Raw genomic sequence first — 22,672 nt, forward strand, 5'->3', positions numbered from 1 at the left:
CGTCCGGAAATTTCAATACCCCTGTCGGCATCCCCATCCCTCGTCCGTCCTTGGCTCGAAACCGGGCCAGCCATCCGGTTTCGAGTCGTAAAATAATCGCGATTGCCTGCTAGAACGGCGCGGATTAGGCTCGCGCCTCGCAAAGGACCGGACCATGAGCCCCTTTCACCAGATTCTGGGCAACAACCTTGTTGCCAACGTCACCAATTTCACCGTCTGGTTCGCCATAACCTTCTGGATCTTCATCGAGACCCAGTCGGTGTTCGCCACCGGCATGGTGGCCGGCATCTTCCTTGTGTTCACCGCCGCCTTCGGCATCTGGCTGGGCGCTATCGTCGATCACAATTCCAAGCGCCTGGCGATGATGGGGTCGAGCCTTGTTTCGTTCGTCTTCTACCTCGCTGCCATCGCCATGGTGCTGCTCGAGCCCGAGGGCGCGTTCTCGGACGCTTTCAGCGCCTATCTCTGGGTGTTCGTCCTCGTCGTGATGCTGGGGGTGATCGCCGGCAATATCCGCTCAATCGCGCTGCCCACCATCGTCACTATCCTGATTCCGGAAGACGAGCGCGACAAGGCCAACGGTTTGGTCGGCATGGTCACGGGCATCGGGTTTCTGACCACTTCGGTGATCTCGGGGTTCCTTGTCGCCTGGGGCGGCATGTATCTGGTGCTGCTGCTCGCCCTTGCCGCAACGGTGGTGGTGTTTTTCCACCTGTTCTTCCTGCGCCTCAACGAAGGGCGCCCGGTGCCCGTCGACGGGCAACCGTCCGAGCCCAAGCGGGTCGATATCGCTGGCACCATCGCGGTGATCGCCGCCGTGCCGGGGCTTTTCGCGCTGATCTTTTTTGCCACCTTTAACAATTTTTTGGGTGGCATCTTCATGGCGCTGCTTGATGCCTATGGCCTGTCGCTGGTCTCGGTCGAGATCTGGGGCCTGCTGTTCGGCGTGCTGTCCACCGCCTTTATCGCCTCCGGCATCATTATTTCGCGCACCGGATTGGGCAAGAATCCATTGAAGACACTGCTTTTGGTCAATCTCATCGTCTGGACCACCTGCTGCTTTTTCACCATTCAGCCCTCGCTCTGGCTTTTGGTCGGGGGCTGTTTCATCTGGATGTTCTTTGGCCCTTATGCGGAAGCTGCCGAACACACCACGCTGCAAAAGGTGGTCCCCCTCGAACGCCAGGGGCGCGTGTTCGGCTTTGCGCAATCGGTGGAACAGGCGGCTTCTCCGCTCACCGCCTTTCTCATCGGCCCCTATACCCAGTTCGTGGTCATCCCGTTCATGACCGATGGCGCGGGCGCCGATACCATCGGGGACTGGTTCGGCACCGGCCCGGATCGGGGTATCGCGCTGGTCTTTACAGTCGCGGGGCTGGTGGGCGTCCTCGTCACCATCATCGCGCTCAACTCCCGCCCCTACCGCCAGCTCTCGGCCTTCTATGCCGGCCGGCCCGAGGCGGAAGTCGGTTCGGCCGAGGGGCCGACGCCGGCTTAGGGGCTCCAGGCAAGCTCAGCGCACCCCTCATCCCCGGCCCTTCTCCCACCAGGGGAGAAGGGGGCTCTTGGGCGGCCTTACAGTTCTTGCCGAAATGCTGTCCCAGAAGCCCCCATGGCACAGCCTTTCCACCTCGTCGTCTTCGTCCCCGGACTTGATCCGGGGATTGACCCGGAGACCCGCAAGGTTCCCACGAGCTGAGAAGAAATGTGTCCTTCAAACTCCTTCCGCACCCTCGGCAGCGTTGCGGGTTGTCGGGTCAAGCCCGACAATAACGAAGGAGAGGATGATGGAAGGGAAGAACGGCGACGCGGTGAGGGGGCTATGGCTGCACCCGCGCAATCCTTCGATCCACTCCCATGGTGATGGCCAGTGTGACGAAGGCGAAGACCAGCAGACCCGCCGCGATGATATGCGCTTCGGTCCATCTGAGCTGCTCGACATAGTCGAAGATCGCGATGGAGAGCACCTTGGTCTGTCCCGGTATGTTGCCCCCGATCATCATCACCACCCCGAACTCGCCCACCGTATGGGCAAAGCCCAGCACGGTTGCGGTCAGATATCCGGGCCGCGCCAGGGGCAGGGCGACGCGCAGGAAGGTCTGCATCGGGCTCGCCCCCAGCGTATGGGCCGCCTCGATGGGATCTTTGCCGATGGCGATGAACGCATTGCGCAGCGGCTGGACGACGAAGGGCAGGGAATAGAACACCGAGCCGATCACCAGCCCCGGAAAGGTGAACGCCAGCGTCCGCGCGCCCCAGAGCGGGGCGAGCCAACCGCCCGGCCCGTTCACGCCCAAAAGGATCAGCAGGTAGAACCCCAGCACCGTGGGCGGCAGCACCAGCGGCAGGGCGACGAGCGCATTGACCACCACCGTCCAGCGCGAGCGCGACCGCGCCAGCCACCAGGCGATGGGCGTTCCGACGATCAGCAGGATCACCGTCGTCGTCGCGGCCAGGGCGAGCGTGAGCCGCACCGCCGGCCAGATGTCGGAGAGCAGGTTCACTCCGCGAACCCGTAGCCGAAAGAGGCGATGATTTCGTGCGCCGCCTCGGAGGTCTTTACGAAGTCGAAGAAATCGGCGGCCACTTCATTGTCGGTCAGCAGAACAGCGTCCTGGGTGATCGGCGTATAAAGCTCCGCATCCACCACCCAGCGCGATCCATCCTCGCGCCCGATCACCTGCGAGAGCGCCACGAACCCCAGCTCGGCATTGGAGGTATCGACGAACTGGTAGGTCTGGGAAATGTTCTGGCCGATTACCAGCCGATCGGCCAGCGCCTCTGTCAGCCCCAGAGCTTCGATCACCTCCGCCGCCGCCGCGCCATAGGGCGCCGCCGCCGGTTCGGCGATGGCGAGCCGGGCGAAATCGCCCTCAAGGCTCTCGGGGCCGGTCACCCGCTCCGGATCGGTGGAAAACAGCACCAATTGCCCCACCGCATAGGTAAACCCCGATCCCTCGACCGCCAGCCCCTCCTCGAGCAGCCGGGCCGGCGTTGCCGCATCGGCGGAAAGAAACGCATCGAAGGGGGCGCCTTGGGTTATTTGCGCGTAAAGCTGCCCTGTCGCGCCAAAGGAAAATCCCACTTCCTGCCCGGTCTCCTCGGTAAAGGCCGCTCCCAATTGTTCCACCGCCGCCGTGAAATTGGGGGCAATTGCGATCTGCGCATCCTGCGCATGGGCCGGAAAGGCAAGAGCGAGAGCGGCGAAGGCGAAAAGAGGCAGGCGCATGAAGCGTCCTTCGATATGTTTGCCAAAACATATCGAGCTTTGCACGTCAGGCGCCGTCGAACAACCGATATGTTCAGCCCGACCGGTCGCCGCGCAGCTTCTTGAGCGCCTCAAGATCCCCGGCGATCGCGATTGCGGTCTTTTGCTCCATCGCCCGATATCGCGCCAGCACCTCGCGGCCGGCCTCGGTCAAGCTCGCGCCGCCCTGGCCCGAACCGCCCCGGCTGGTTTCGATCAGCGGACTGCCGAAGCCGTCATTGAGCACCTGCACCAGGCTCCAGGCGCGTTTGTAGCTCATGCCCATGGCCTTGCCCGCCGCGCCGATCGAGCCGGTCGCTTCGATCCCGGCGAGCAGGTCGGCCCGCCCCGGCCCCATATAGAACCCCTCGTCGAGCACCACGCGAAGGTGCCCAAGGCCCGAAGCGGGGACAGGGCGCCTCATTTACGCCGAGAGCTTGGCCGCGTCCGCCGCCAGCGTGCGGATGGTGTCGAAATCCTTGGCCGCGATCGCCTCGGCCGGCACCGTCCACGAGCCGCCCACGCAGACGACGTTGGGGAGCTTGAGATACGCCTTGGCCTTTTCCATATCGATCCCACCCGTGGGGCAGAATTTGATGTCGGGCAGCGGCGAGGCAAAGGCCTTGAGCACCGCAGCTCCGCCCATCGCTTCGGCGGGGAAGAATTTGAGGTAGGTATAGCCCAGAAGCGAAGCGGCCATGGCTTCGGTGGGCGAGGCGATCCCCGGCAGCAGCGGCACGCCGATATCCTCGGCGTCCTCGAGGAGTTTGACCGGTGCACCGGGCGATACCATGAATTGGCAGCCGGCATCGGCGGAGGCCTTCATGTCGTCCTTCTTGCGCACGGTTCCCGAACCCACAACGGCGCCATCGACCTTGGCCATCTCCTCGATGACCTTCAATGCATTGGGCGTGCGCAGCGTCACTTCGATATTGACCAGCCCACCGGCCACCAGCGCCTCGGCAAGGTTGCGGGCGGTTGCCACATCGTCATGAATAATCACCGGGACCACGGACGCCGCCGAAAGGATTGTTCCAAGCTTTTCCGCATCTTGCGCCATGTCGTCCTCCATAGGTTCTTGCCAATGCTGCCTGTGCTCTAACACGGGCTTTATTGAATTGGGAACCAAAACTCCCTAAGTCATCCCCCGCGGCCGGCGAGCCGCGACACGCGACAATGCGCGGGGATGCCTCATATGCTCCAGCAGATCAACGCCATCACGCCCATCGAGGATGCGCGCGCGGTGCTTGCCGCCGAATTCGATCTCAAATTCTCCAAAGCGATCGAAAAGCACACCCGGCCGGTGTTCGAAAAGGTCAAGGACCGCATTCCCGAGGTCGAATGGCCGTTCTATGCGCCGCTGATCTTCCAGATCAATAAGCTCAAGCGCGACAAGAACGCCGTCATCCTCGCTCATAATTACCAGACGCCGCAGATCTATTTCGGCGTCGCCGATATCGTGGGCGACAGCCTGCAGCTCGCCATCGAGGCCACCCGCGTCGAGGCCGAAACCATCGTCCAATGCGGCGTTCACTTCATGGCCGAGACCAGTAAACTGCTCAATCCCGACAAGCGGGTGTTGATCCCCGACAGCCGCGCCGGCTGTTCGCTCGCCTCCTCGATCACCGCCGCCGACGTGCTTTCGATGAAGGCGCAATATCCGAACGTGCCGGTGGTCACCTACGTCAATTCCTCGGCGGCGGTCAAAGCGGTCACCGATGTGTGCTGCACCTCCTCGAACGCGCTCCAGATCGTGGAAGCGGTCGAGGGAGATACGGTCATCATGATCCCCGACCAGTACCTGGCCAAGAACACGGCGAAAAAGACAAAAAAGAAGATCGTCACCTGGGCCGGCGCCTGCGAGGTGCACGAAACCTTCACCGCCGACGATATCGCCGAACTGCGTTCGGCCTATCCGGGCGCTAAGATCATCGCCCATCCCGAATGCCCGCCCGAGGTGATCGACGCCGTCGATTTCGCCGGCTCGACCTCGGGGATGATTGACTGGGTGCGCAGCCAGAAGCCCGAACGCGTGGTCATGGTCACCGAATGCTCGATGAGCGACAACGTCGCCGCCGAAACCGAGGGCGTCTCGTTCCTCAGAGGCTGCAATATCTGCCCGCACATGAAGCGCATCAACCTCGAAAACATCCTCTGGAGCCTGCACACCGGCACCGAGGAGGTCACCATCGCCCCCGAGCTGATGGATCCGGCTCGCGCTTCGGTCGAGCGCATGATCGCCTATTCCACCAGCCGGAGCTAGGTTCGGCTCAGAGCACGTCCTGCCATTCGGCGTGTTTTTCGATCTGGGCCTTGGCGAACGGGCAAAGCGGGATGATGCGCTTGCCTGCGGCCCGCGCGTCCTCGACGGCGCGCAGAACCAGCGCTTCGCCGAGATGGCGGCCCCGCAGCGCATCGGCCACATGGGTGTGGTCGATGATGATCTGGGTGTTGCCGACCTTGGTATAGGTCATTTCCGCTTCCGCGCCGTCGATGGCGATGAAATAGCGCCCCTTGCTGCCGTTGTCCTCGTGCTGGATCGTGACGTCGTTCATGGTCTGATGCTCCTTTATTACAGCATTTCAGCTTTTCTTCGAATCGCTTCAATGACTCTAAGTCTTTGTTTTTGTCGCGTGTCCGAACCGCAAAACCGTTTCCACTTTTGCTGGACACGCTCTAAACGGCCCGAGGCCTCAGCGGCACGCCGGGATGGCATTCGAGGTTGGCCCGATCCCAATCGCCCAGTGTCGCTGCCGCGTCATAGGTGGATTGGAAAAATTCGAGCAGGGTGGCGTCGGGGTCGGATGCGGTGCGCACGGCCTCATAGGGCAGGATGAATTCGCCCAGGTCCTCGTGGAAATAGGCGGCATCGGGCAAAACCGGCTGGTCCTTGAAGCCCTCGGGCACCGGATAGGCGTAGGAATAAAAAGCCGCGTCCTCGATGCCGCCGCCGCCGGGCCAGAACCCGGCCGAAGAGACCTGATGGCTATAGGCCTCGTGGGTCACGGCATCGGGCAGGGAGGGAATGCCGCCCGGATGGCGCGGCGCGTCCCGCCCCGAAAACCGGGTCACGGCCATGTCGAAACTGCCCCAGAACAGATGCACGGGGCTGACCTTGCCCAGAAAGCTCGTGCGGAACTGGCGCATGACCCTGTTGATCTGGACCAGCGCCCCAAAGAACCGCCGCACGGCATCGGCGTCATAGGGCCTTGGCCGCGTATCCTGGGCGAAGGGCACCGGGTCGGGGATTTCGTTGGGTGTGCCATCGAATTGAGCGGTGGCACCGATACTTTCGAGCAGGTCGATAAAGCGCCCGTGGAAATCGGCGACCGTCATAGGCTGGAGCGCAAACCGTTCGGTGGCGCCATCGGCCGCCATGGCGATAACGGCATGGTCGATGAGGTCGAGGACGATCTCGATGCCCCCGGACGGTCCGTCGCAGATCATGCCGGTGCTCAGCCCCCGCGCGTTGACATAGAGCGTGGCGTGCCAGGAATGATTGACCCATGGGGTCCGCGCCAGCCGGTACTTGCCGACGATCTGGCTGTAAAGGTGCAGCGCTGCGCAGGTTTCCCGCCATTCGGCAAACGGAATGGCGGGCCATTGGAGGCTTTGTCGCGTCATTGTGGGGATGACCTTTTGTGGCGTGAGGTGGCAGTTTGCACGCCTTGCTCCGGTCCGGCAATGGCTGGGCAACCCCCGGCCGCTTGCCAAGGGGCGGCGCGGCTCCTAAACCTGCCTCCCGAGCGGGGGAGGGCCCATGGACATCTTCGACAACGTTTTCAACGCCGAGGGCGTGGTGATCGTCGGCGCGGGCCTTGCGGGACTCTTTTGCGCGCTCAAACTCGCCCCGCGCCCGGTCACCGTTCTCTCGCCCATGCCGCTCGGCTCGGGCGCCTCTTCCGCCTGGGCGCAAGGTGGCGTCGCCGCCGCCGTGGGGCAGGGCGACAGCGCCCGCGCCCATGCGCTCGATACCGAAATGGCCGGCGCGGGGATCGTGGATCACGGCGTCGCCGAGTCCGTTACCGCCGAAGCCGCCGCCCGCATCGACGATCTTGCCGATTGGGGCACCCCTTTCGATCGTGATGCGCTGGGCCAGTTCGTCCTCTCGCGCGAGGCGGCCCATTCGGCCAATCGCGTGGTGCGCGTCTCGGGCGACCGGGCGGGCCACGCCATCATGCAGGCGATCATCGCCAGGGTGCGGCAAACCCCCTCCATCCGCGTCCTCGAAGGCATCACCGCGGTCGATCTCGCCCATGCCGAAGGCCGCATCGTCGGCGTCTTCTGCCGCCGGTTGGGCGATCGCTATGTGGAGCCGGTCTTCATCCGCGCCCGCGCCACCGTGCTCGCCGCCGGCGGGCTGGGCGGGCTTTATGCGACAACCACCAATCCACCCTCCGTGCGCGGTCACGCCATGGGCATGGCGGCTCGCGCCGGGGCGATCATCGCCGATCCCGAATTCGTCCAGTTCCATCCCACGGCCATCCTCACCGGCCGCGATCCGGCCCCGCTGGCCACCGAAGCTCTGCGTGGCGAGGGTGCGGTCCTCATCAACGATTCTGGCGAGCGCTTCATGGAAGCGATCCACCCCGACGCCGAACTCGCCCCGCGCGACATCGTCGCCCGCGCCAATTTCCGGCAGATCAAATCGGGCCGCAAAGTCTTTCTCGATACGCGAGAGGCGCTGGGCGAAAAAATCCTCACTGCTTACCCGACCGTCGCCCAATATTGCCACGCCGCCGGCATCGACCCGGTCACCCAGCCCATCCCGGTTACTCCGGCCGCCCATTACCACATGGGCGGGGTCAAGGTGGACGAGGATGGCCGCTCCTCGCTTCCCGGCCTCTGGGTCTGCGGCGAAGCCTCGTGCACGGGCCTGCACGGCGCCAATCGGCTCGCGTCCAATTCGCTGCTCGAAGCCATCGTCTATGGCGCGCGCATCGCCGAGGACATCTCCGGCCTCGAACCTCAGCGCCGCCCGCTCCCCTATTTCGCCGGCATCGCCTGGGACGCGGAAAAAGGCGCCCGCGCCGAGGAGGTGCTGCGCAATCTCGAGGCCGTCAAGGATCTCCGCGCCACGATGAGCGCCGATGTGGGCGTCGAACGCGATATGGAGGGCTTGAAGCGCGCCCTGCGCACGCTCCTCGAGTTGGAAGAAACCGCGCTGGAAGTCACCCGCGCCTATCTCAACATGATCTCCTCAGCCACCCTGGTCGCCGCCGCCGCCCTCAAGCGCACCGAAAGCCGTGGCGGCCACTTCCGCACCGATTTTCCCCACACCCATGCCGATTGGCAAACCCATACAGAAATGACCCTCGCGGAGGCGCGTGCGATCCGGGCACAGGCTTGATCGCAAGCACGAGCGGCAGGGCCACCATGCCGCTTGACCAACAGGTCATATATCGATATTACTCGATATATGGAACAAACTGCCGCCATCGATGTTTTCGCCGCCCTCTCCCAGCCCACGCGGCTGGACGCTTTCCGCCTGCTCATGACTCATGAGCCCGAGGGACTGCCGGCCGGCGAGATCGCCCGCCGCCTCGACATTCCACAGAACACCATGTCCACGCATCTGGCGATCCTTTCGCGCGCCGGGCTGATCGAATCCCAGCGCCACAGCCGCTCGATCGTCTACCGCGCCGTCGTCGATCGCGTCCGCGAACTCGCCAGCTTTCTGGTCCAGGATTGCTGCGGCGGCCGGCCTGAACTGTGCGAGCCCCTGATTGCCGAATTCACCCCCTGCTGCGCTCCAAAGGAGACGAGCCATGTCTGACCCCGTTTATAACGTCCTGTTCCTGTGCACCGGAAACTCCGCCCGCTCCATCATGGGAGAGGCCCTGATGAATCATGTGGGCCAGGGCCGATTCCGTGCCTATTCAGCCGGGTCGATGCCGAAGGGCGATATTCATCCTTTGACCATCGCCACCCTCGAGAAGGCCGGCGTTCCCACCGAGGGCCTGCGTTCAAAGACATGGGACGAGTTCGCGGCCCCCGATGCGCCGAAGATGGATTTCGTCTTCACCGTCTGTGATAACGCCGCCGGCGAAGCGTGCCCGGTGTGGCCCGGCCAGCCCATGACCGCCCATTGGGGCATCGAGGATCCGGCGGCTGTCCATGGTCCCGCCTTCAAGCAGGAAACCGCTTTCGAGGATGCGCTTCTCTATCTGCGCAACCGCATCGCCGCCTTCATGAGCCTCCCGCTCGCCTCCATCGACCGGATGGCGCTCACCTCCAAGCTGCAGGGCATCGGCGCCATGGACGGGGCCACCGGTTCGGGCAAGGGTGCGGCCTAATGTCGGTCTTTGAACGTTACCTCTCCCTCTGGGTCGCCATCTGCATCGTTCTGGGCGTTGCCGCCGGACACTTCTTCCCCGGTGCCTTTCAGGCATTGGGCGCCTTCGAATATGCAGAGGTCAACCTGCCCATGGCGGTGCTCATCTGGCTGATGATCATCCCCATGCTGGTCCGCATCGATTTTCTGAGCCTGCGCAAGGTCGGGACCTATTGGCGGGGCATCGGGGTGACGCTCTTTGTCAATTGGGCAGTCAAGCCCTTCTCCATGGCGCTCCTGGGCTGGCTGTTCATCGGCTGGCTGTTCCGCCCGCTGCTGCCCGAGGCGCAGATCGAGAGCTATATCGCCGGTCTCATCATCCTCGCCGCCGCGCCCTGCACCGCCATGGTGTTCGTGTGGTCGAACCTTACCCGGGGCGAGCCTCATTTCACGCTGAGCCAGGTGGCGCTCAACGATGCGATCATGGTCGTCGCGTTCGCCCCCATCGTGGGTCTGCTGCTCGGGCTCTCGGCCATCACCGTGCCGTGGGATACGCTGCTGCTCTCGGTGGGGCTCTATATCGTCGTGCCGGTGGTCGCCGCCCAACTTTACCGGCGCTGGCTGCTCGCCGATGGCGGCATCGACGCCATGAACCGGGCCCTTGCCGTACTGCAGCCGATCTCGATCGCCTCCTTGCTGCTGACGCTGATCATGCTGTTCGGCTTTCAGGGCGAGCAGATCATCGCCCAGCCCACCGTCATCTTGCTGCTGGCGGTTCCGATCCTCATCCAGGTCTATCTCAATTCGGGCCTTGCCTATTTCCTCAACCGCGTGTCGGGGGAGCAGCACTGCGTCGCCGGCCCTTCGGCGCTGATCGGGGCGTCCAATTTCTTCGAGCTGGCGGTCGCCGCCGCCATCAGCCTTTTCGGCTTCAACTCGGGGGCAGCGCTCGCCACGGTGGTGGGCGTCCTGGTCGAAGTGCCGGTCATGCTTTCGGTGGTGTGGATCGTCAACCGCTCGCAGGGTTGGTACGAACGCAGCGCCGCCGTGCGCCAGAACACCCAAACCGAGGCTGTCCAATGAGCGTCACCATCTATCACAACCCCGCCTGCGGCACCTCGCGCAACACGCTGGCGATGATCCGTCAGTCCGGCGTCGAACCCATCGTGGTCGAATACCTTACGACCCCGCCCGACCGCGAAACGATCGTAAAGCTGATCGCCGATGCCGGCCTCACCGTGCGCGAGGCGCTGCGCCAGAAGGGCACGCCCTTTGATGAACTCGGGCTCGCCGATCCGGCAAAATCCGATGACGAACTGCTCGACGCCATCGAGGCCCACCCGATCCTTCTGAACCGCCCCTTCGTGGTAACGCCTCTGGGAACCAGGCTCTGCCGCCCCTCGGAAGCCGTGCTCGACATCCTCGAAAATCCCGATATCGGCCCGTTCACCAAGGAGGATGGCGAGGCGGTCATCGATGCCGAAGGAAAGCGCGTTGCCTGATCTACCCAATGTCGTGCCCGCCGCCTTCGAAACTCCCGACATCTCCCGGCTCATCACTCCGGCCCTGGAGCACAAGCCCCGCATCCTGATGCTCTACGGGTCTCTGCGCGAGCGGTCCTACAGCAGGCTGCTGACCTATGAAGGCCAGCGGCTGTTGGAGGCGTTCGGCGCGGAGGTCCGCGTCTTTCACGCCAACGGGCTGCCCTTGCCCAACGATGCTCCCGATGATCACCCCAAGGTCAAGGAGCTGCGGGAGGCCATGCTGTGGTCCGAAGGGCAGGTCTGGACTAGTCCCGAACGTCATGGCGCCATGTCGGCGGTCATGAAGGCGCAGATCGACTGGATACCCCTTCCGGGCGGCGCCATCCGGCCGACCCAGGGGCGCACGCTGGCCCTGATGCAGGTCTCGGGCGGGTCGCAATCGTTCAACGCCGTCAATCAGATGCGCATTCTGGGCCGCTGGATGCGGATGGTCACCATTCCCAACCAGTCCTCGGTCGCCAAGGCGTGGCAGGAGTTCGAGCCCGACGGCCGCATGAAACCGTCATCGTTTTACGATCGCGTGGTCGATGTCATGGAAGAGCTTGTGAAGTTCACGCTCATCAATCGCGGCATCTCGGGCTATCTCACCTCCCGCTATAGCGAGCGCAAGCAAGCGGCCATCGAGCTTGAGGAACGGCGCGAACTCAAATCGCTCTAGCGCTCCGCCGAAACGTAGGTCAGCCTGATTACATCGGCGCCGATCCGGTCGCTCGCAACGAGATGCAAGGGTGGGCGCGGGCCGGTGAAGAAGGGCTTGCCGCCGCCGAGCACGACAGGGTGGAGGTAGATCCGATATTCGTCGATCAGCCCCAACTCGGTGAGGCTGCCCGCCAATTGCGGCCCCGCGACTTCGATCACGCCGTCCCGTTGCGCCTTGAGTTCGCGTATCGCCACCTCGATATCGCTCCCGATAAGGGTGGCGTTGGGGCCCACCGAGGTCAATGAACGCGACACCACCCATTTGGGCTGGTTGCGCCATGCCGCCGCATACTCGCGTTCCGCCTCGTCCCATTCGGGCCGGTCATCGTCCCAATAGCGCATGGTTTCGTACATGCGGCGGCCATGCAGACTGCCGGCAAGGCCGCGCACGTCGTCGATGAAATGGCGGAAAAGCACGGCGTCGGGCCCGAAGGCCATATGGTCGACATAGCCATCCAGCGACTGGTTCAATGCAAAGACGAACTTGGCCATCGGGCGTCCTCCAACCTCCGAGGCTGGAACCTACGCTCAAATCAGATGGGCTTCAATCGGACCGCCTGCATATCCGGCCAGCTCTATTTTGCCGAATAGGTCACCGCTTCGATCTTGTGGCCGTCCGGGTCGCGGACGAAAGCCGCATAATAATTGCCATCATATTCCGGCCGCAGCCCCGGCGCCCCATCATCGCTGCCGCCGCTCTCGAGTGCCACGGTGTAAAAGCGCTCGACCATCGCGCGGTCTTCCACGGCAAAGGCGATGTGCGTGCCATTTCCGACCGTGGCCACTTTCCCGTCGATCGGCACCTGAACGCTGAAATGGAAGGTTCCGCTCCCGTAGCCCAGTCCGGCCTCGTCGTGGGCCATCAGTTCTATGCCGAGGATGGGCAACACGGCGTCATAGAACCTCTTGGAGCGTTCCACGTCATTGGTCCCGATCGAAACATGATGGATCATCACACCCTCCGCTTGCCTCTGCCCGATAACAGCGGGTAGCCCGCAGGGTTCCTTAAAAAGGGATGTGCGGGCCGGAACTTGTTCCCGGAATCCAGCGAGCACCCGCCAAAAGAACCGCCGTGGTCCTAAGTCCCCAGCATCTCCACGATCCGCCGCAGCCCCTTGCGCAGATGCCGGTGGCGTTTGTCGCCCAGTTCCTGGGCGATGGTGTCCTCCAGCGACGCCCAATGCTCCTCGATCGCCTGGCGCATGGCGTGACCCTGCTGACTCAGGCGGGCGCCGGGCTCCATTTCCGGTCCCACGGCCAACCGCAAGAGCAGGTCGCGGCCCTCGAGCCGGGCCAGCCGCGCGTCGAGCTGTTCGGGCGAAAGGCCGGTGAATTCCAGCAGCGCTTCGGTCGTCACGCCCGCCGGATCGGAGAGCCCGAGCAGCACGGCATCGTCGCCTGCTTCCAGGCCCCGAGCCGCCAAGGGGGCAAGCAGGGCCTGCCGGGCCAGATGGCCCGCTTCGATCAGGCGGTAGAGCGTCGAGCCGGCGGCGGATTTGGACATGGATACTGATCTAGCCAAAACCGGCCCTTCCGTCGAATCGCCTTTGGAAGGAAAGTTAATCGGGTGCCGCATGCTTGTCCGCGCTCCCGGGGCGCTATAATGCTGGTTGGCAAATGGAATTTCGCCGGAGTCGTTCCTTGCCGCTCACGCGTGTGACAGAAATGGAAGCGCTTGAGGACCGCCGGTTCACCACGGCAAGCATCGCCATCCTGCCGGTTGCGGCCACCGAGGCACATGGTCCGCACTTGCCGGCGACCACGGATTGCGACATCGCCGAGGGGCATCTTAACGCGCTCGGCGCCCATCTTCCCAGGACTATCGAGGCGGTGGTGCTGCCCATCCAGCGCATCGGTGCGTCGCGCGAGCATTTGTGGGCCGAGGGAACCCAGAGCCGGGACGAAGCCGACCTCATGGCCGATTGGTTGGGCATCGCGAAAAGATGGGCGCGCGCCGGCGGTCGGCGGCTGGTGATCGTTTCCAGCCATGGCGGCAATACGGCGGTGGTCGATAGCGTCATCCTCAGGGCGCGGGCAGAACTGGGCATGCTGGCCGTCGGCACCGCATGGATGCGCTTTGCGCAACTGGAAACGCTCTACGATTATGACGAGCGCAAATACGGCATCCATGGCGGGGCCATCGAAACCGCGCTCATGCTCCATTTCGCGCCGCACCTTGTGGATATGGAAAAGGCCAAGAATTTCCCGTCTTCCTTTGCGGCCATCGAAAGCGGCATGACCCATCTTTCCGCCACCGGTCGGCACCGGTTCGGCTGGCTTAGCGCTGATCTCAATCCCGATGGCGTTGCCGGCGATGCGAGCATCGCGACGGCGGAGCAGGGGGCCCAGCTCGCCGATCACATTATCGCGGGCTTTTGCCAATTGCTTGACGATGTCGCCCGCTTCGACCTTTCCTGGCTCAGGCAACAAGGACAGTCCGCATGACCCAGGATCTCGCCCGTATCCGCGCCTTCGTGCAGGTGTTCGACGCCGGCGGCTTTTCGGCCGCCGCGCGCATTCACGGGCGGTCCAAGGCGCTGCTGTCGAAATACGTCACCGATCTCGAGGATTATCTGGGCGTGCGGCTGATGAACCGCACGACGCGCAAATTGAGCCTCACCGAGGCGGGCGAGGCCTATTACCGGGAGGTGCGGGAAATCCTCTCCCAGCTCGACGATCTCGACGCCACGATTACCGAGCAGTCCGCCGCCCCGCGCGGCATACTGCGCGTTTCCGCCCCGCGCAATTTCGGCGAATCCACGCTCCTCGAACCGCTGTTCGAATTCACCCGCGCCCATCCCGACGTCACCCTCGATCTAAGGCTCGAAGACCGCATGGTCGATCTCGTCGAAGAGGGGATCGATGTGGCGCTGCGTATTTCCAAAATGAGCGACACCTCGCTGATCGCGCGCAAGATCGCTGAAACCTCGGTGGCCGTTCTAGCCGCGCCCGAGATCATCAAGGCCCATGGGGCGCCCGCAACGCCCGAGGCGCTCAAGGGCGTGCCCTGCATCATCGACACCAACATGACCGGGCAGGCCAACTGGCAGTTCGTGGAGGATGGCAAGACGATCACCGTGCATGTGGATGGCCCGGTGCGCGTCAATTCGCCCGTTGGCGCGCTGGTGGCGGCCAAAAAAGGCCTCGGTTTTGCGCTACTGCCGAGCTTTCTTGTCGATTCGGCTGTCCAGAAGGGGGAATTGGTGCCGGTTCTCGTCGATTATCTGCCGCAACGCCCGTTCCTGCAGGCGGTCTATCCGCATCGAAGGCATCTCTCGGGCAAGGTGAGGGCGCTGATCGATTTCCTCGTCGACTGGTTCCAAACCCACCCGGTCAATTCCTGATCAATGGCATTGCTCTTGCGCACAGCATCCGGATTGCTCCTGGCCGGACTGGCCTTGCTCGGTCTCGCTGCGCCGGTCCAGGCCCATCCCCATGTGTGGATCGATGCCGCCGGCGAGGTGCTGTTCGAAAATGGCGCCATTGTCGGCATGCGCCATCACTGGACGTTCGATCAGTATTTTTCCGCCTGGGCGATCCAGGGGCTCGACGCCGATGGCGACGGTGTGCTCACCCAGGCCGAACTCCAGCCGCTGGCCGAAGAAAACATCCAGGGGCTCGATTTTTACTCCTATTACACCTTCGCCGATCCCGAAGGCCTCGACGGCCATGCCGCGGTGGCCGGCGCGCGGGACCCCTCGATGGTCTATGAGAACGGCCAGGTGACGCTCACCTTCACCATGGCCTTCGCCGAACCCCAGCGCGTCAACGGCATCTACGATATCGAGGTGGGCGATCCCGAATATTACGCCGCCTTCACCTTTCCGGATGCCGATTCCGTCACCCTCCAAGGCGCGCCCGAGGGCTGCACCGTGGTGGCCAAGGAACCCCAGCCCATCGATCCCGAGCTCGAGGAGCGGCTGTGGATGCTGGGACCCGATGTAACCGAACTGCCCGAGGATCTGCGGCAGGCGGCACGCGATCTGGCCAATCTGGTCACCGTTACCTGTCCGGCCGGAACGCCCGCCACCGCGCTCGACGCCATCGAAACGGTCACCACCCAGCGCCCGGCCACCCCGTTCGCCGCTCCGCCGGCGGAGTCCTCGCTCGTTCCCACCCAGGGCGGGTTTTTCGGCTGGATCGCCGCTCAGCAGCGCGATTTCTACCGCGCCATGACCAATGCGCTCGGCGCTCTGCACGAAGACGGCAACGCCTTCTGGATTCTTGGGGGCCTGAGTTTCCTCTACGGCGTCTTCCACGCCGCCGGGCCGGGGCATGGCAAGGTGGTGATCTCCTCTTATGTCCTGGCCAGCGAGCGCCAGCTCCGCCGCGGCATCGTCCTGAGTTTCCTTTCGGCCATGATGCAGTCGGTGGTCGCGGTGGTGTTCGTGCTCATCGCCGCCAGCGTTTTGCGTCTCACCTCAATCGCCATGAGCGAGGCCGCGCGGTGGATCGAAATCGTCTCCTACGGGCTCGTCGCCCTGCTCGGAGCCTGGCTCGCGGCTCGAAAAATCCTCGGTTCGCATGACCATGGACGTGAACACGGGGCTAGACCCGTCGATCATGGCCATATTCCCCGATCTCAGCCCCTACCTGCGGCACATTCGGACCACCATCACCACCACCATGATGGCTGCGATCATCACGTCGTCACCCCCGATCAGACCGGCGGAAACTGGCGCGAGGCGCTCGGTGTGGTGGTTTCGGTGGGGCTGCGGCCGTGCTCGGGCGCGCTGGTGGTGCTGGTTTTCGCGCTGAGTCAAAACCTCCTGCCGGCGGGCATTTTCGCTACGTTTCTCATGGGGTTGGGCACCGCCATTACGGTCGCCGTCCTCGCCTCGCTTGCCGTGTTTTTGAAAGGCGGTGCGCTGAGGCTCACCGGCGGTGGCGCGCTTGGCGTATCGGTCCTGTGGTGGATGGAACTCGCCGGAGCGCTCCTGGTGATGGGCTTCGGCATGATCTTGTTGTTCGCCAGCCTCTAAAGGCCCAAATGCCCCGATAAACTGGGCAAATGGCCGCATTTCAGCGTCAAAGTGTTGCCCTGCGGCGCGTTGGCGCTATTGTGCGCGCAACAAAATCAACGCCTCACATCCGCTTCCCCGGGATACTGATGAACGCTCACTTGCCGCCCGATCATCCTACTGTAAAACCACGCAAAATCGGTGTGCTGCTGCTCAATCTCGGCACGCCCGACGCCACCGATTACTGGAGCGTGCGCCGCTATCTCAAGGAGTTCCTCTCTGACCCGCGGGTGATCGAAACGCCCAAATGGCAGTGGTGGCCCATCCTCAATCTCGTCATCCTCTCCTTCCGCCCGCAAAAGGCCGGCGCCAATTACGCGCGCATCTGGGACAAGGAAAAAAACGAAAGCCCGCTTAGGGTTATCACCCGCGCCCAGGCCGAAAAGCTGGGCGCGGCAATGGCCGGCGAAGATGTGATCGTCGAATACGGCATGCGCTACGGCAATCCCTCGACCCAGAGCGCCATCGAAAAGCTCCATGCCCAGGGCTGCGATCGGATCCTGCTGTTCCCGCTCTATCCGCAATATTCGGCGACGACAACCGCGACCGCCAACGACAAGGCGTTCCTTGCGCTCAAGGACATCCGCTGGCAGCCGGCCGTACGCACGGTTCCGGCCTATTTCGCCGAGGATATCTACATAGAAACATTGGCGAAATCGATAAAGGACGGCGTCGAGGCGCTCGACTTTGTCCCCGACCTGGTGATCACGTCGTATCACGGCATGCCCAAGGAATATCTCGAGAAGGGAGATCCTTATTATTGCCAATGCCAGAAGACCACGCGGCTGGTGCGCGAAAAGCTCGGATGGCCGGAAGAAAAGCTCATGGTCACCTTCCAGAGCCGCTTCGGCCCCACCGAATGGCTGCAGCCCTATACCGACGAGACGCTGAAATCACTGCCCGAAAAAGGCATCAAGAAGGTCGCCATTCTCGCGCCGGCCTTTTCGGCCGACTGCATCGAAACCCTCGAGGAAATCGCCATCACGGGCGAAGAGGAATTCATGCATGCCGGCGGCGAGCGCTATGCCTATATCCCCTGCCTCAACGATACGCCCGACGGCATGGCGATGATCGAAGCCATCGTGCGCAAAGAGCTTTCCGGCTGGCTTTAAAGCTTTCTTAACCATGAACTGAAAGCTTCCGTTTAGATTTGGGAAGCGCGTCGCGGATGCGGTTCCATACTGACGGAATTTTCGACCTTGGGCCAAAGCGCGCGCAGCCTTGCACTGGTGGTTCTGGCCGGCGGTGGCGCGCTGGCTGGCGTCTCGCTGGGCTTTGCGCAGGGCGATGGCTCGCGTACCGACAATCCCGACCTGCTGCGCGGTTCGCTTGGCGTCGGCTGCCCGGCCGGTACGTTATGCGACTTTCCGGCCGAACGCCTGCTGGCGATGCCGATCCTGCCGGCAAATGCCTTGGCTCCCACCCCCGTGCCGCTTGCGACCATCGCGCCCGCACAGGTGCCAAGCGTCGCTCCTCCCGCTGCACCTGCATCAGCTCCTGTCCTGGCTGAACCAGCCCCCGTCTCGACGCCCGTGGCGTCGAGCGACCATGCTGATCTTGCCTACGGCATCAGCCTGCGCGGCGCCTATGTGCGCGGCGAGGGTGAGAAGCGTTTCGAAATGCTCGCCATTCCGTCCATCGGCTTTTCCCGCTCGGCCGGGGCGGCCGATGTGACGCTTGATGCGTCCGCAACGCTGGTTCAGCCGCGTTCCGACGACCCGCGCATTGCCGACGCGCAGGTGGCGTTCGATACCGAATACAGGCTCTCACCCTCGGCGGACCTGGCGTTCAACGCCGATTTCGCGCTGTCGCAGGACGATCCACAGGGGCTGACGGTCGATACCGCCGATCTCACTACGGCCCCGCTCATCGTTTCCGGTGGCCTGGGCGCTGCCTATACGCAGACCTTCGGGCGGTTGGACGCGACCGTCAGCCTCGGGCTGGATCGCGAATGGGTTGGGTCGTCGACGCGCAGCGACGGGATCGAGATCGACAATGACGACGAAAGCTATACCCGCTACGAGGGCGGGCTGCGGCTTGGTTACGCGGTGACCCCGGTGCTCGAAATCTTCGGCCAGGGCACGGCGGGACGCACCGATTTCGATGGTGCCGATCCAGAGCTCGGCCTCAACCGTAATGGCGCGGACTATACCCTGCGCGGCGGAATCGCGGGCAATTGGAACGACGTGCTGGTGGCGGAACTTTCGCTCGGCTCGGGCTGGCGGGACTATGACGCCGCGCGGCTGGCGGACGCGCAAAGCTGGCTCTATGGCGCTGCTCTGGGCTACCGGTTCAGCCCCACGACGCAGATCGTTGCGAGCCTTGAAACCGAATTGACACCGGGAGAGGATGGAGGCGGGGCCAGCACGCGCTATCTGGCGGGCCTTGAGGCCTCCCATACCGCCAATTCCTGGCTGGGATTACGGGTCTCGGCGGGCCTCGAATGGCTGGCGCCGGACGATGAAACTCCGGCCAGCCGGCTCTATTCAGCCGGAATCGGGGCCGATGTGCTTATCGGCCCGCACACCAGCGCTACCCTCGATTACGGGTATGGATTGCGCGAAGACCCCGGCGCGGCGGATGCGCGCCGGGACGAGCATCGGGTGAGCGGCGGGATCAGCCTGCAATACTGATCGGGATATCCCCGGTCAGGGTCTTGAGTTCCTTCATGAAGGCATCGGCAATGTCGTCGCGATCAAGCGCGAAGACGACATTGGCCGTGAGGAACCCGATCTTGGAGCCGCAGTCGAAGGACCGGCCGTCATATTTGACGCCGGTAAAGGGCTGCATGTCCATCAGGTGCTGCATGGCGTCGGTAATCTGGATTTCCCCGCCGGCGCCAACCGTCTGTTCGGACAGCAGCATGAAGATCTCCGGCTGCAGGATGTAGCGCCCGGAAATGATGAGGTTGGAGGGAGCGTCCTCAGGCTTTGGTTTTTCAACCATGCCCTGGATGGAAAAACCTGTATCGGGACCCTCGCCGCGGGCCACCACGCCGTAAGAAGAGACCTCCTCGTGGGGCACTTCTTCGACGGCGATGATGTTGCCGCCGGTTTCCTCATAGGCGTCCATCATCTGCTTGAGCACGCCGGGCTCGGACTTGAAGATCATGTCGGGCAAAAGCAGGGCGAAGGGCTCGCGGCCGACGATGTCGCGCGCGCACCAGACGGCATGGCCGAGACCGAGCGGCTCCTGCTGGCGGGTGAAACTGGTTTGGCCGGCCTTGGGCAATTCACGGCGCAACTGTTCGAGCGCCTCGTGCTTGCCGCGTGTCTCAAGGGTGGATTCGAGCTCGAACTGGCGATCGAAATGGTCTTCGATCACGCCCTTGTTGCGGCCGGTGACGAAGACGAAATGCTCGATTCCCGCTTCACGGGCCTCGTCCACCGCGTACTGGATGACGGGCTTGTCGACCACCGTCAGCATTTCCTTGGGCATGGCCTTGGTTGCGGGAAGAAAGCGCGTGCCGAGGCCGGCAACGGGAAAAACGGCAGTACGGACTCTGCGGACCACTGGATACTCCTTGGATGTGCGCAATAAACTAAGACAGTTTCAATGCCTTAATGCAAGATTGGGGTAACGGTTTCGTTCCGCTTCCGCTATGAGCGGGGGCGAAAGTGTCGTTCGTTTGGAATAAGATCATGGCTATTCTGGTGACAGGTGGAGCCGGATATATCGGTTCCCACATGGTTCTTCATCTCGCCGATGCCGGCGAATCAGTTGTCGTGCTCGACAATCTGACGACTGGTTTTCCCTGGCTCGTCGATCACCGCGTAAAGCTCGTGGAAGGCGATGTCGCCGACACGGAACTGGTCAAACGGCTGATCGCGGAGCACGGCATCGAGGCGGTCATCCATTTCGCCGGCTCGATCGTGGTGCCCGAATCGGTGGAAAATCCGCTCAAATATTACAAGAACAACACAGCCAACACGCGTGACCTGATCGCGGCCTGCGTCGCCGGCGGGGTCAAGCACTTCATCTTTTCATCGACCGCGGCCGTCTATGGCATGGTGGGCCTCGAGCCCGTCGCCGAAGACGCGGTGCTCTCGCCGGTTTCGCCCTATGGCAAGTCCAAGCTCATGAGCGAATGGATGCTGGCCGATGTGGCGGCGGCGCACCCGATGACCTACGGCGTCTTGCGCTATTTCAACGTGGCGGGTGCCGACCCGCAGATGCGAGCCGGCCAATCGACCGCTGGCGCGACGCACCTGATCAAGGTGGCGGTGCAGACCGCGCTGGGGCACCGGGAAAAGATGAGCGTTTTCGGCGACGACTATCCCACCCCCGATGGCACATGCGTGCGCGACTATATCCACGTCTCCGATCTGGTCGCGGCACACGGGCTGCTGCTCGAGCATCTGCGCAAGGGCGGGGAGAGCCTCACGGTCAATTGCGGCTATGGGCGCGGGTTCTCGGTCGATGAGGTGGTTTCGACCGTAAAGCGCGTGACCGGCATCGACTTTCCCGTCGAGCATGGCCCCCGGCGGCCAGGCGATCCCGCTTCCATCGTTGCGGGGGCCGACCGGATCAGGGCGCTGGGATGGCAGCCGCGCCATGACGACCTCGCCGGCATTGTCGAAATGGCCTATAAATGGGAAAAATACCTCGACACCCGTAACGACCGCCCCTCCATTCTTTGAGCCGGCTGCTTTCGGGGCGGGCCGATCTGGGCTAAAAAGCGGTATGTCGGTTTTCCGCGCCTGCGTCCGTGCCATTGTCCTGGTGCTCCTGTCCGGGGTGCTCGTTTCGAGCGCCACGGCGCAGGAGCGCACGACCCGGACGTTGTTCGAGGTGCTGTTCGGGCGTGACGACGAACCGACACCGCCGCCCGCGGTCGTCCAGCCCCAGCAGCCCAGGCCGCAGCCCGCTCCTGCACCTGCGCCGCAGCCTTCGCGCCGGCCGGCTCCCCAGCCAGCGGCAGCGCCCGACGTGGAAAATTCCGAAAACGCCCGCAGGGTCATGGTGATGGGCGATTCCCTGGCGGTCGATCTGGCGCGGGCGCTCGAGCGGCTTTATTCGGACAATCCGGAAATCGCAGTGATCGAGAACGCCGTCGGATCATCGGGATTCGTGCGCGACGATTTTTTCGACTGGAACGAAGCGATCGAAGACGAGATCGTGGCCGACAGTTTCGACGTCGCCGTCGTCGCCATCGGCATCAACGACCGGCAGGCGCTCAATGGAGCCGAGGCGCTCAGCGACCCCTGGCGCAGCGCCTATCGCGAGCGGCTCGACGCATTCCTGGGCGATCTGAGCGCGGCGGACAAGGAGATCGTCTGGATCGAATTGCCGCCCATGGAACAGCCCAGCTATGGCGCCGCCATGGCGCAGATCTCCTCGATCCACAAGGCGGCGGTGGGCGCGGCGGGCGGCGAGTGGGTTGAAACCTACGATCGCTATCTGGGCGAAAACGGCGGCTACAGCGCCGACGGGCCGGATCTTAACGGCAATATCGTCGCCATGCGAAAAGGCGATGGCATCCATTTTTCCGCGGCCGGGGCCGACAAGGTGGCATTTTACATCGATCGCGCGCTGGCCACGGAGGGCAGCCGGGTCAGCCTTTCGGGCAGCACCTCGGAAGTTTCCGATCTTCTCGCCGGCACCGATGCGGCCGGTATGCTGCGCCCACCCTTCCAGGGGCTAGAGCAGATGCGTTTGGTCGACATGGCCAGCCTGGTCCAGGATTTGGGCGGGACCGCGCAAAGGGCTGGCGATCTCGTCGTCGCCCGCACGCCGATGGCGGATGCGCGTGGGTTCGCGCTCGAAGACATGCTGCAGGCACCCGCTGGCCGTGTCGATGCCTTCGGGTTGGGACGGGCGGCGGGCGACGTGGAAAATCCCACCGGACGGTAGAAAAAAGCCCCGGAGCGGGTGTCCGGGGCCTTAC

Annotated in this window: 25 protein-coding genes; 15 read left to right on the forward strand and 10 right to left on the reverse strand. The window is 63.5% G+C overall.

Features of this window, described 5'->3' with window-relative positions:
* The first annotated feature begins 154 nt into the window (after positions 1-154).
* Positions 155-1,498, forward strand: coding sequence for an MFS transporter (locus NO934_RS10905; RefSeq protein WP_309159978.1), 1,344 nt, complete (start codon positions 155-157; stop codon positions 1,496-1,498).
* Positions 1,499-1,820: 322 nt separating this feature from the next.
* On the opposite strand, the gene modB is transcribed toward NO934_RS10905, so the two are convergent.
* From modB to eda, 4 genes are all read right to left on the reverse strand, one after another.
* Complete coding sequence (modB, locus tag NO934_RS10910) at positions 1,821-2,504, reverse strand: molybdate ABC transporter permease subunit (RefSeq protein ID WP_309159979.1); 684 nt, start codon at positions 2,502-2,504, stop codon at positions 1,821-1,823.
* Positions 2,501-3,229, reverse strand: a complete 729-nt coding sequence (modA, locus tag NO934_RS10915) for a molybdate ABC transporter substrate-binding protein (protein ID WP_309159980.1) — start codon at positions 3,227-3,229, stop codon at positions 2,501-2,503. The genes modB and modA overlap by 4 nt, the downstream gene beginning before the upstream one ends.
* Positions 3,230-3,302: 73 nt before the next feature.
* A complete protein-coding gene (locus NO934_RS10920) occupies positions 3,303-3,671 on the reverse strand; it encodes a LysR family transcriptional regulator (protein ID WP_309159981.1) in 369 nt (122 codons plus the stop codon).
* Positions 3,672-4,319 (reverse strand): bifunctional 4-hydroxy-2-oxoglutarate aldolase/2-dehydro-3-deoxy-phosphogluconate aldolase, encoded by a 648-nt coding sequence (eda, locus tag NO934_RS10925; RefSeq protein ID WP_375143247.1) that lies wholly within the window; start codon positions 4,317-4,319, stop codon positions 3,672-3,674.
* Between the two features lie 123 nt (positions 4,320-4,442).
* On the opposite strand from eda, the gene nadA reads away from it, so the two are divergent.
* A complete protein-coding gene (gene nadA / locus NO934_RS10930) occupies positions 4,443-5,510 on the forward strand; it encodes a quinolinate synthase NadA (protein ID WP_309159983.1) in 1,068 nt (355 codons plus the stop codon).
* Between the two features lie 7 nt (positions 5,511-5,517).
* Here the strand turns inward: nadA and NO934_RS10935 are convergent, their stop codons facing one another.
* Both NO934_RS10935 and NO934_RS10940 read right to left on the reverse strand, forming a co-directional pair.
* Positions 5,518-5,802 (reverse strand): GNAT family N-acetyltransferase, encoded by a 285-nt coding sequence (locus NO934_RS10935; RefSeq protein WP_309159984.1) that lies wholly within the window; start codon positions 5,800-5,802, stop codon positions 5,518-5,520.
* 121 nt (positions 5,803-5,923) lie between these two features.
* Entirely contained in the window at positions 5,924-6,871 is a 948-nt protein-coding gene (locus NO934_RS10940; RefSeq protein WP_309159985.1) for a DUF5996 family protein, read from the reverse strand.
* 136 nt (positions 6,872-7,007) lie between these two features.
* Between NO934_RS10940 and NO934_RS10945 the strand changes: the two genes are divergently transcribed.
* From NO934_RS10945 to arsH, 6 genes are all read left to right on the forward strand, one after another.
* Positions 7,008-8,597 (forward strand): L-aspartate oxidase, encoded by a 1,590-nt coding sequence (locus NO934_RS10945; RefSeq protein WP_309159986.1) that lies wholly within the window; start codon positions 7,008-7,010, stop codon positions 8,595-8,597.
* A gap of 69 nt (positions 8,598-8,666) precedes the next feature.
* Positions 8,667-9,023: a metalloregulator ArsR/SmtB family transcription factor gene (locus NO934_RS10950; RefSeq protein ID WP_309159987.1), complete on the forward strand. Its 357-nt coding sequence runs from the start codon at positions 8,667-8,669 to the stop codon at positions 9,021-9,023.
* Positions 9,016-9,543 carry an arsenate reductase ArsC gene (locus tag NO934_RS10955; RefSeq protein ID WP_309159988.1) on the forward strand — a complete coding sequence of 176 codons (528 nt, stop codon included), beginning with the start codon at positions 9,016-9,018 and terminating at the stop codon, positions 9,541-9,543. The genes NO934_RS10950 and NO934_RS10955 overlap by 8 nt, the downstream gene beginning before the upstream one ends.
* Complete coding sequence (gene arsB, locus NO934_RS10960) at positions 9,543-10,604, forward strand: ACR3 family arsenite efflux transporter (RefSeq protein WP_309159990.1); 1,062 nt, start codon at positions 9,543-9,545, stop codon at positions 10,602-10,604. The genes NO934_RS10955 and arsB overlap by 1 nt, the downstream gene beginning before the upstream one ends.
* Complete coding sequence (gene arsC, locus NO934_RS10965) at positions 10,601-11,023, forward strand: arsenate reductase (glutaredoxin) (RefSeq protein WP_309159991.1); 423 nt, start codon at positions 10,601-10,603, stop codon at positions 11,021-11,023. Before arsB ends, arsC begins: the two co-directional genes overlap by 4 nt.
* Entirely contained in the window at positions 10,998-11,723 is a 726-nt protein-coding gene (gene arsH, locus NO934_RS10970; protein WP_309159992.1) for an arsenical resistance protein ArsH, read from the forward strand. The genes arsC and arsH overlap by 26 nt, the downstream gene beginning before the upstream one ends.
* Here arsH and NO934_RS10975 read toward each other — a convergent pair.
* The 3 genes from NO934_RS10975 to NO934_RS10985 form a co-directional block, all read right to left on the reverse strand.
* A complete protein-coding gene (locus tag NO934_RS10975; RefSeq protein WP_309159994.1) occupies positions 11,720-12,256 on the reverse strand; it encodes a dihydrofolate reductase family protein in 537 nt (178 codons plus the stop codon). The two genes, arsH and NO934_RS10975, sit on opposite strands and share 4 nt — an antisense overlap.
* A gap of 83 nt (positions 12,257-12,339) precedes the next feature.
* Positions 12,340-12,717, reverse strand: a complete 378-nt coding sequence (locus NO934_RS10980; RefSeq protein WP_309159995.1) for a VOC family protein — start codon at positions 12,715-12,717, stop codon at positions 12,340-12,342.
* A gap of 125 nt (positions 12,718-12,842) precedes the next feature.
* Positions 12,843-13,268, reverse strand: coding sequence for a hypothetical protein (locus tag NO934_RS10985; protein WP_309159996.1), 426 nt, complete (start codon positions 13,266-13,268; stop codon positions 12,843-12,845).
* Between the two features lie 137 nt (positions 13,269-13,405).
* Between NO934_RS10985 and NO934_RS10990 the strand changes: the two genes are divergently transcribed.
* From NO934_RS10990 to NO934_RS11010, 5 genes are all read left to right on the forward strand, one after another.
* Positions 13,406-14,209: a creatininase family protein gene (locus NO934_RS10990; protein ID WP_309159997.1), complete on the forward strand. Its 804-nt coding sequence runs from the start codon at positions 13,406-13,408 to the stop codon at positions 14,207-14,209.
* Positions 14,206-15,108, forward strand: a complete 903-nt coding sequence (locus NO934_RS10995) for a LysR family transcriptional regulator (protein ID WP_309159998.1) — start codon at positions 14,206-14,208, stop codon at positions 15,106-15,108. Before NO934_RS10990 ends, NO934_RS10995 begins: the two co-directional genes overlap by 4 nt.
* Before the next feature lie 15 nt (positions 15,109-15,123).
* Positions 15,124-16,746 carry a DUF1007 family protein gene (locus NO934_RS11000; protein ID WP_309159999.1) on the forward strand — a complete coding sequence of 541 codons (1,623 nt, stop codon included), beginning with the start codon at positions 15,124-15,126 and terminating at the stop codon, positions 16,744-16,746.
* Between the two features lie 128 nt (positions 16,747-16,874).
* On the forward strand, positions 16,875-17,897 hold the full coding sequence (hemH, locus tag NO934_RS11005) for a ferrochelatase (protein ID WP_309160000.1): 1,023 nt from the start codon (positions 16,875-16,877) through the stop codon (positions 17,895-17,897).
* An 87-nt stretch (positions 17,898-17,984) separates the two neighbouring features.
* On the forward strand, positions 17,985-19,418 hold the full coding sequence (locus NO934_RS11010; RefSeq protein ID WP_309160001.1) for an outer membrane beta-barrel protein: 1,434 nt from the start codon (positions 17,985-17,987) through the stop codon (positions 19,416-19,418).
* Here NO934_RS11010 and galU read toward each other — a convergent pair.
* Positions 19,402-20,298 (reverse strand): UTP--glucose-1-phosphate uridylyltransferase GalU, encoded by an 897-nt coding sequence (galU, locus tag NO934_RS11015; RefSeq protein ID WP_309160002.1) that lies wholly within the window; start codon positions 20,296-20,298, stop codon positions 19,402-19,404. The genes NO934_RS11010 and galU overlap by 17 nt on opposite strands.
* 128 nt (positions 20,299-20,426) lie before the next feature.
* Here galU and galE point away from each other — a divergent pair, with 128 nt between their 5' ends.
* Complete coding sequence (gene galE, locus NO934_RS11020) at positions 20,427-21,425, forward strand: UDP-glucose 4-epimerase GalE (RefSeq protein WP_309160003.1); 999 nt, start codon at positions 20,427-20,429, stop codon at positions 21,423-21,425.
* 43 nt (positions 21,426-21,468) lie between these two features.
* Positions 21,469-22,638, forward strand: a complete 1,170-nt coding sequence (locus NO934_RS11025; protein ID WP_309160004.1) for a DUF459 domain-containing protein — start codon at positions 21,469-21,471, stop codon at positions 22,636-22,638.
* Positions 22,639-22,672: the final 34 nt, after the last annotated feature.

This window comes from Pelagibacterium sp. H642 (genome assembly GCF_031202855.1).
Classification (GTDB): Bacteria; Pseudomonadota; Alphaproteobacteria; order Rhizobiales; family Devosiaceae; genus Pelagibacterium.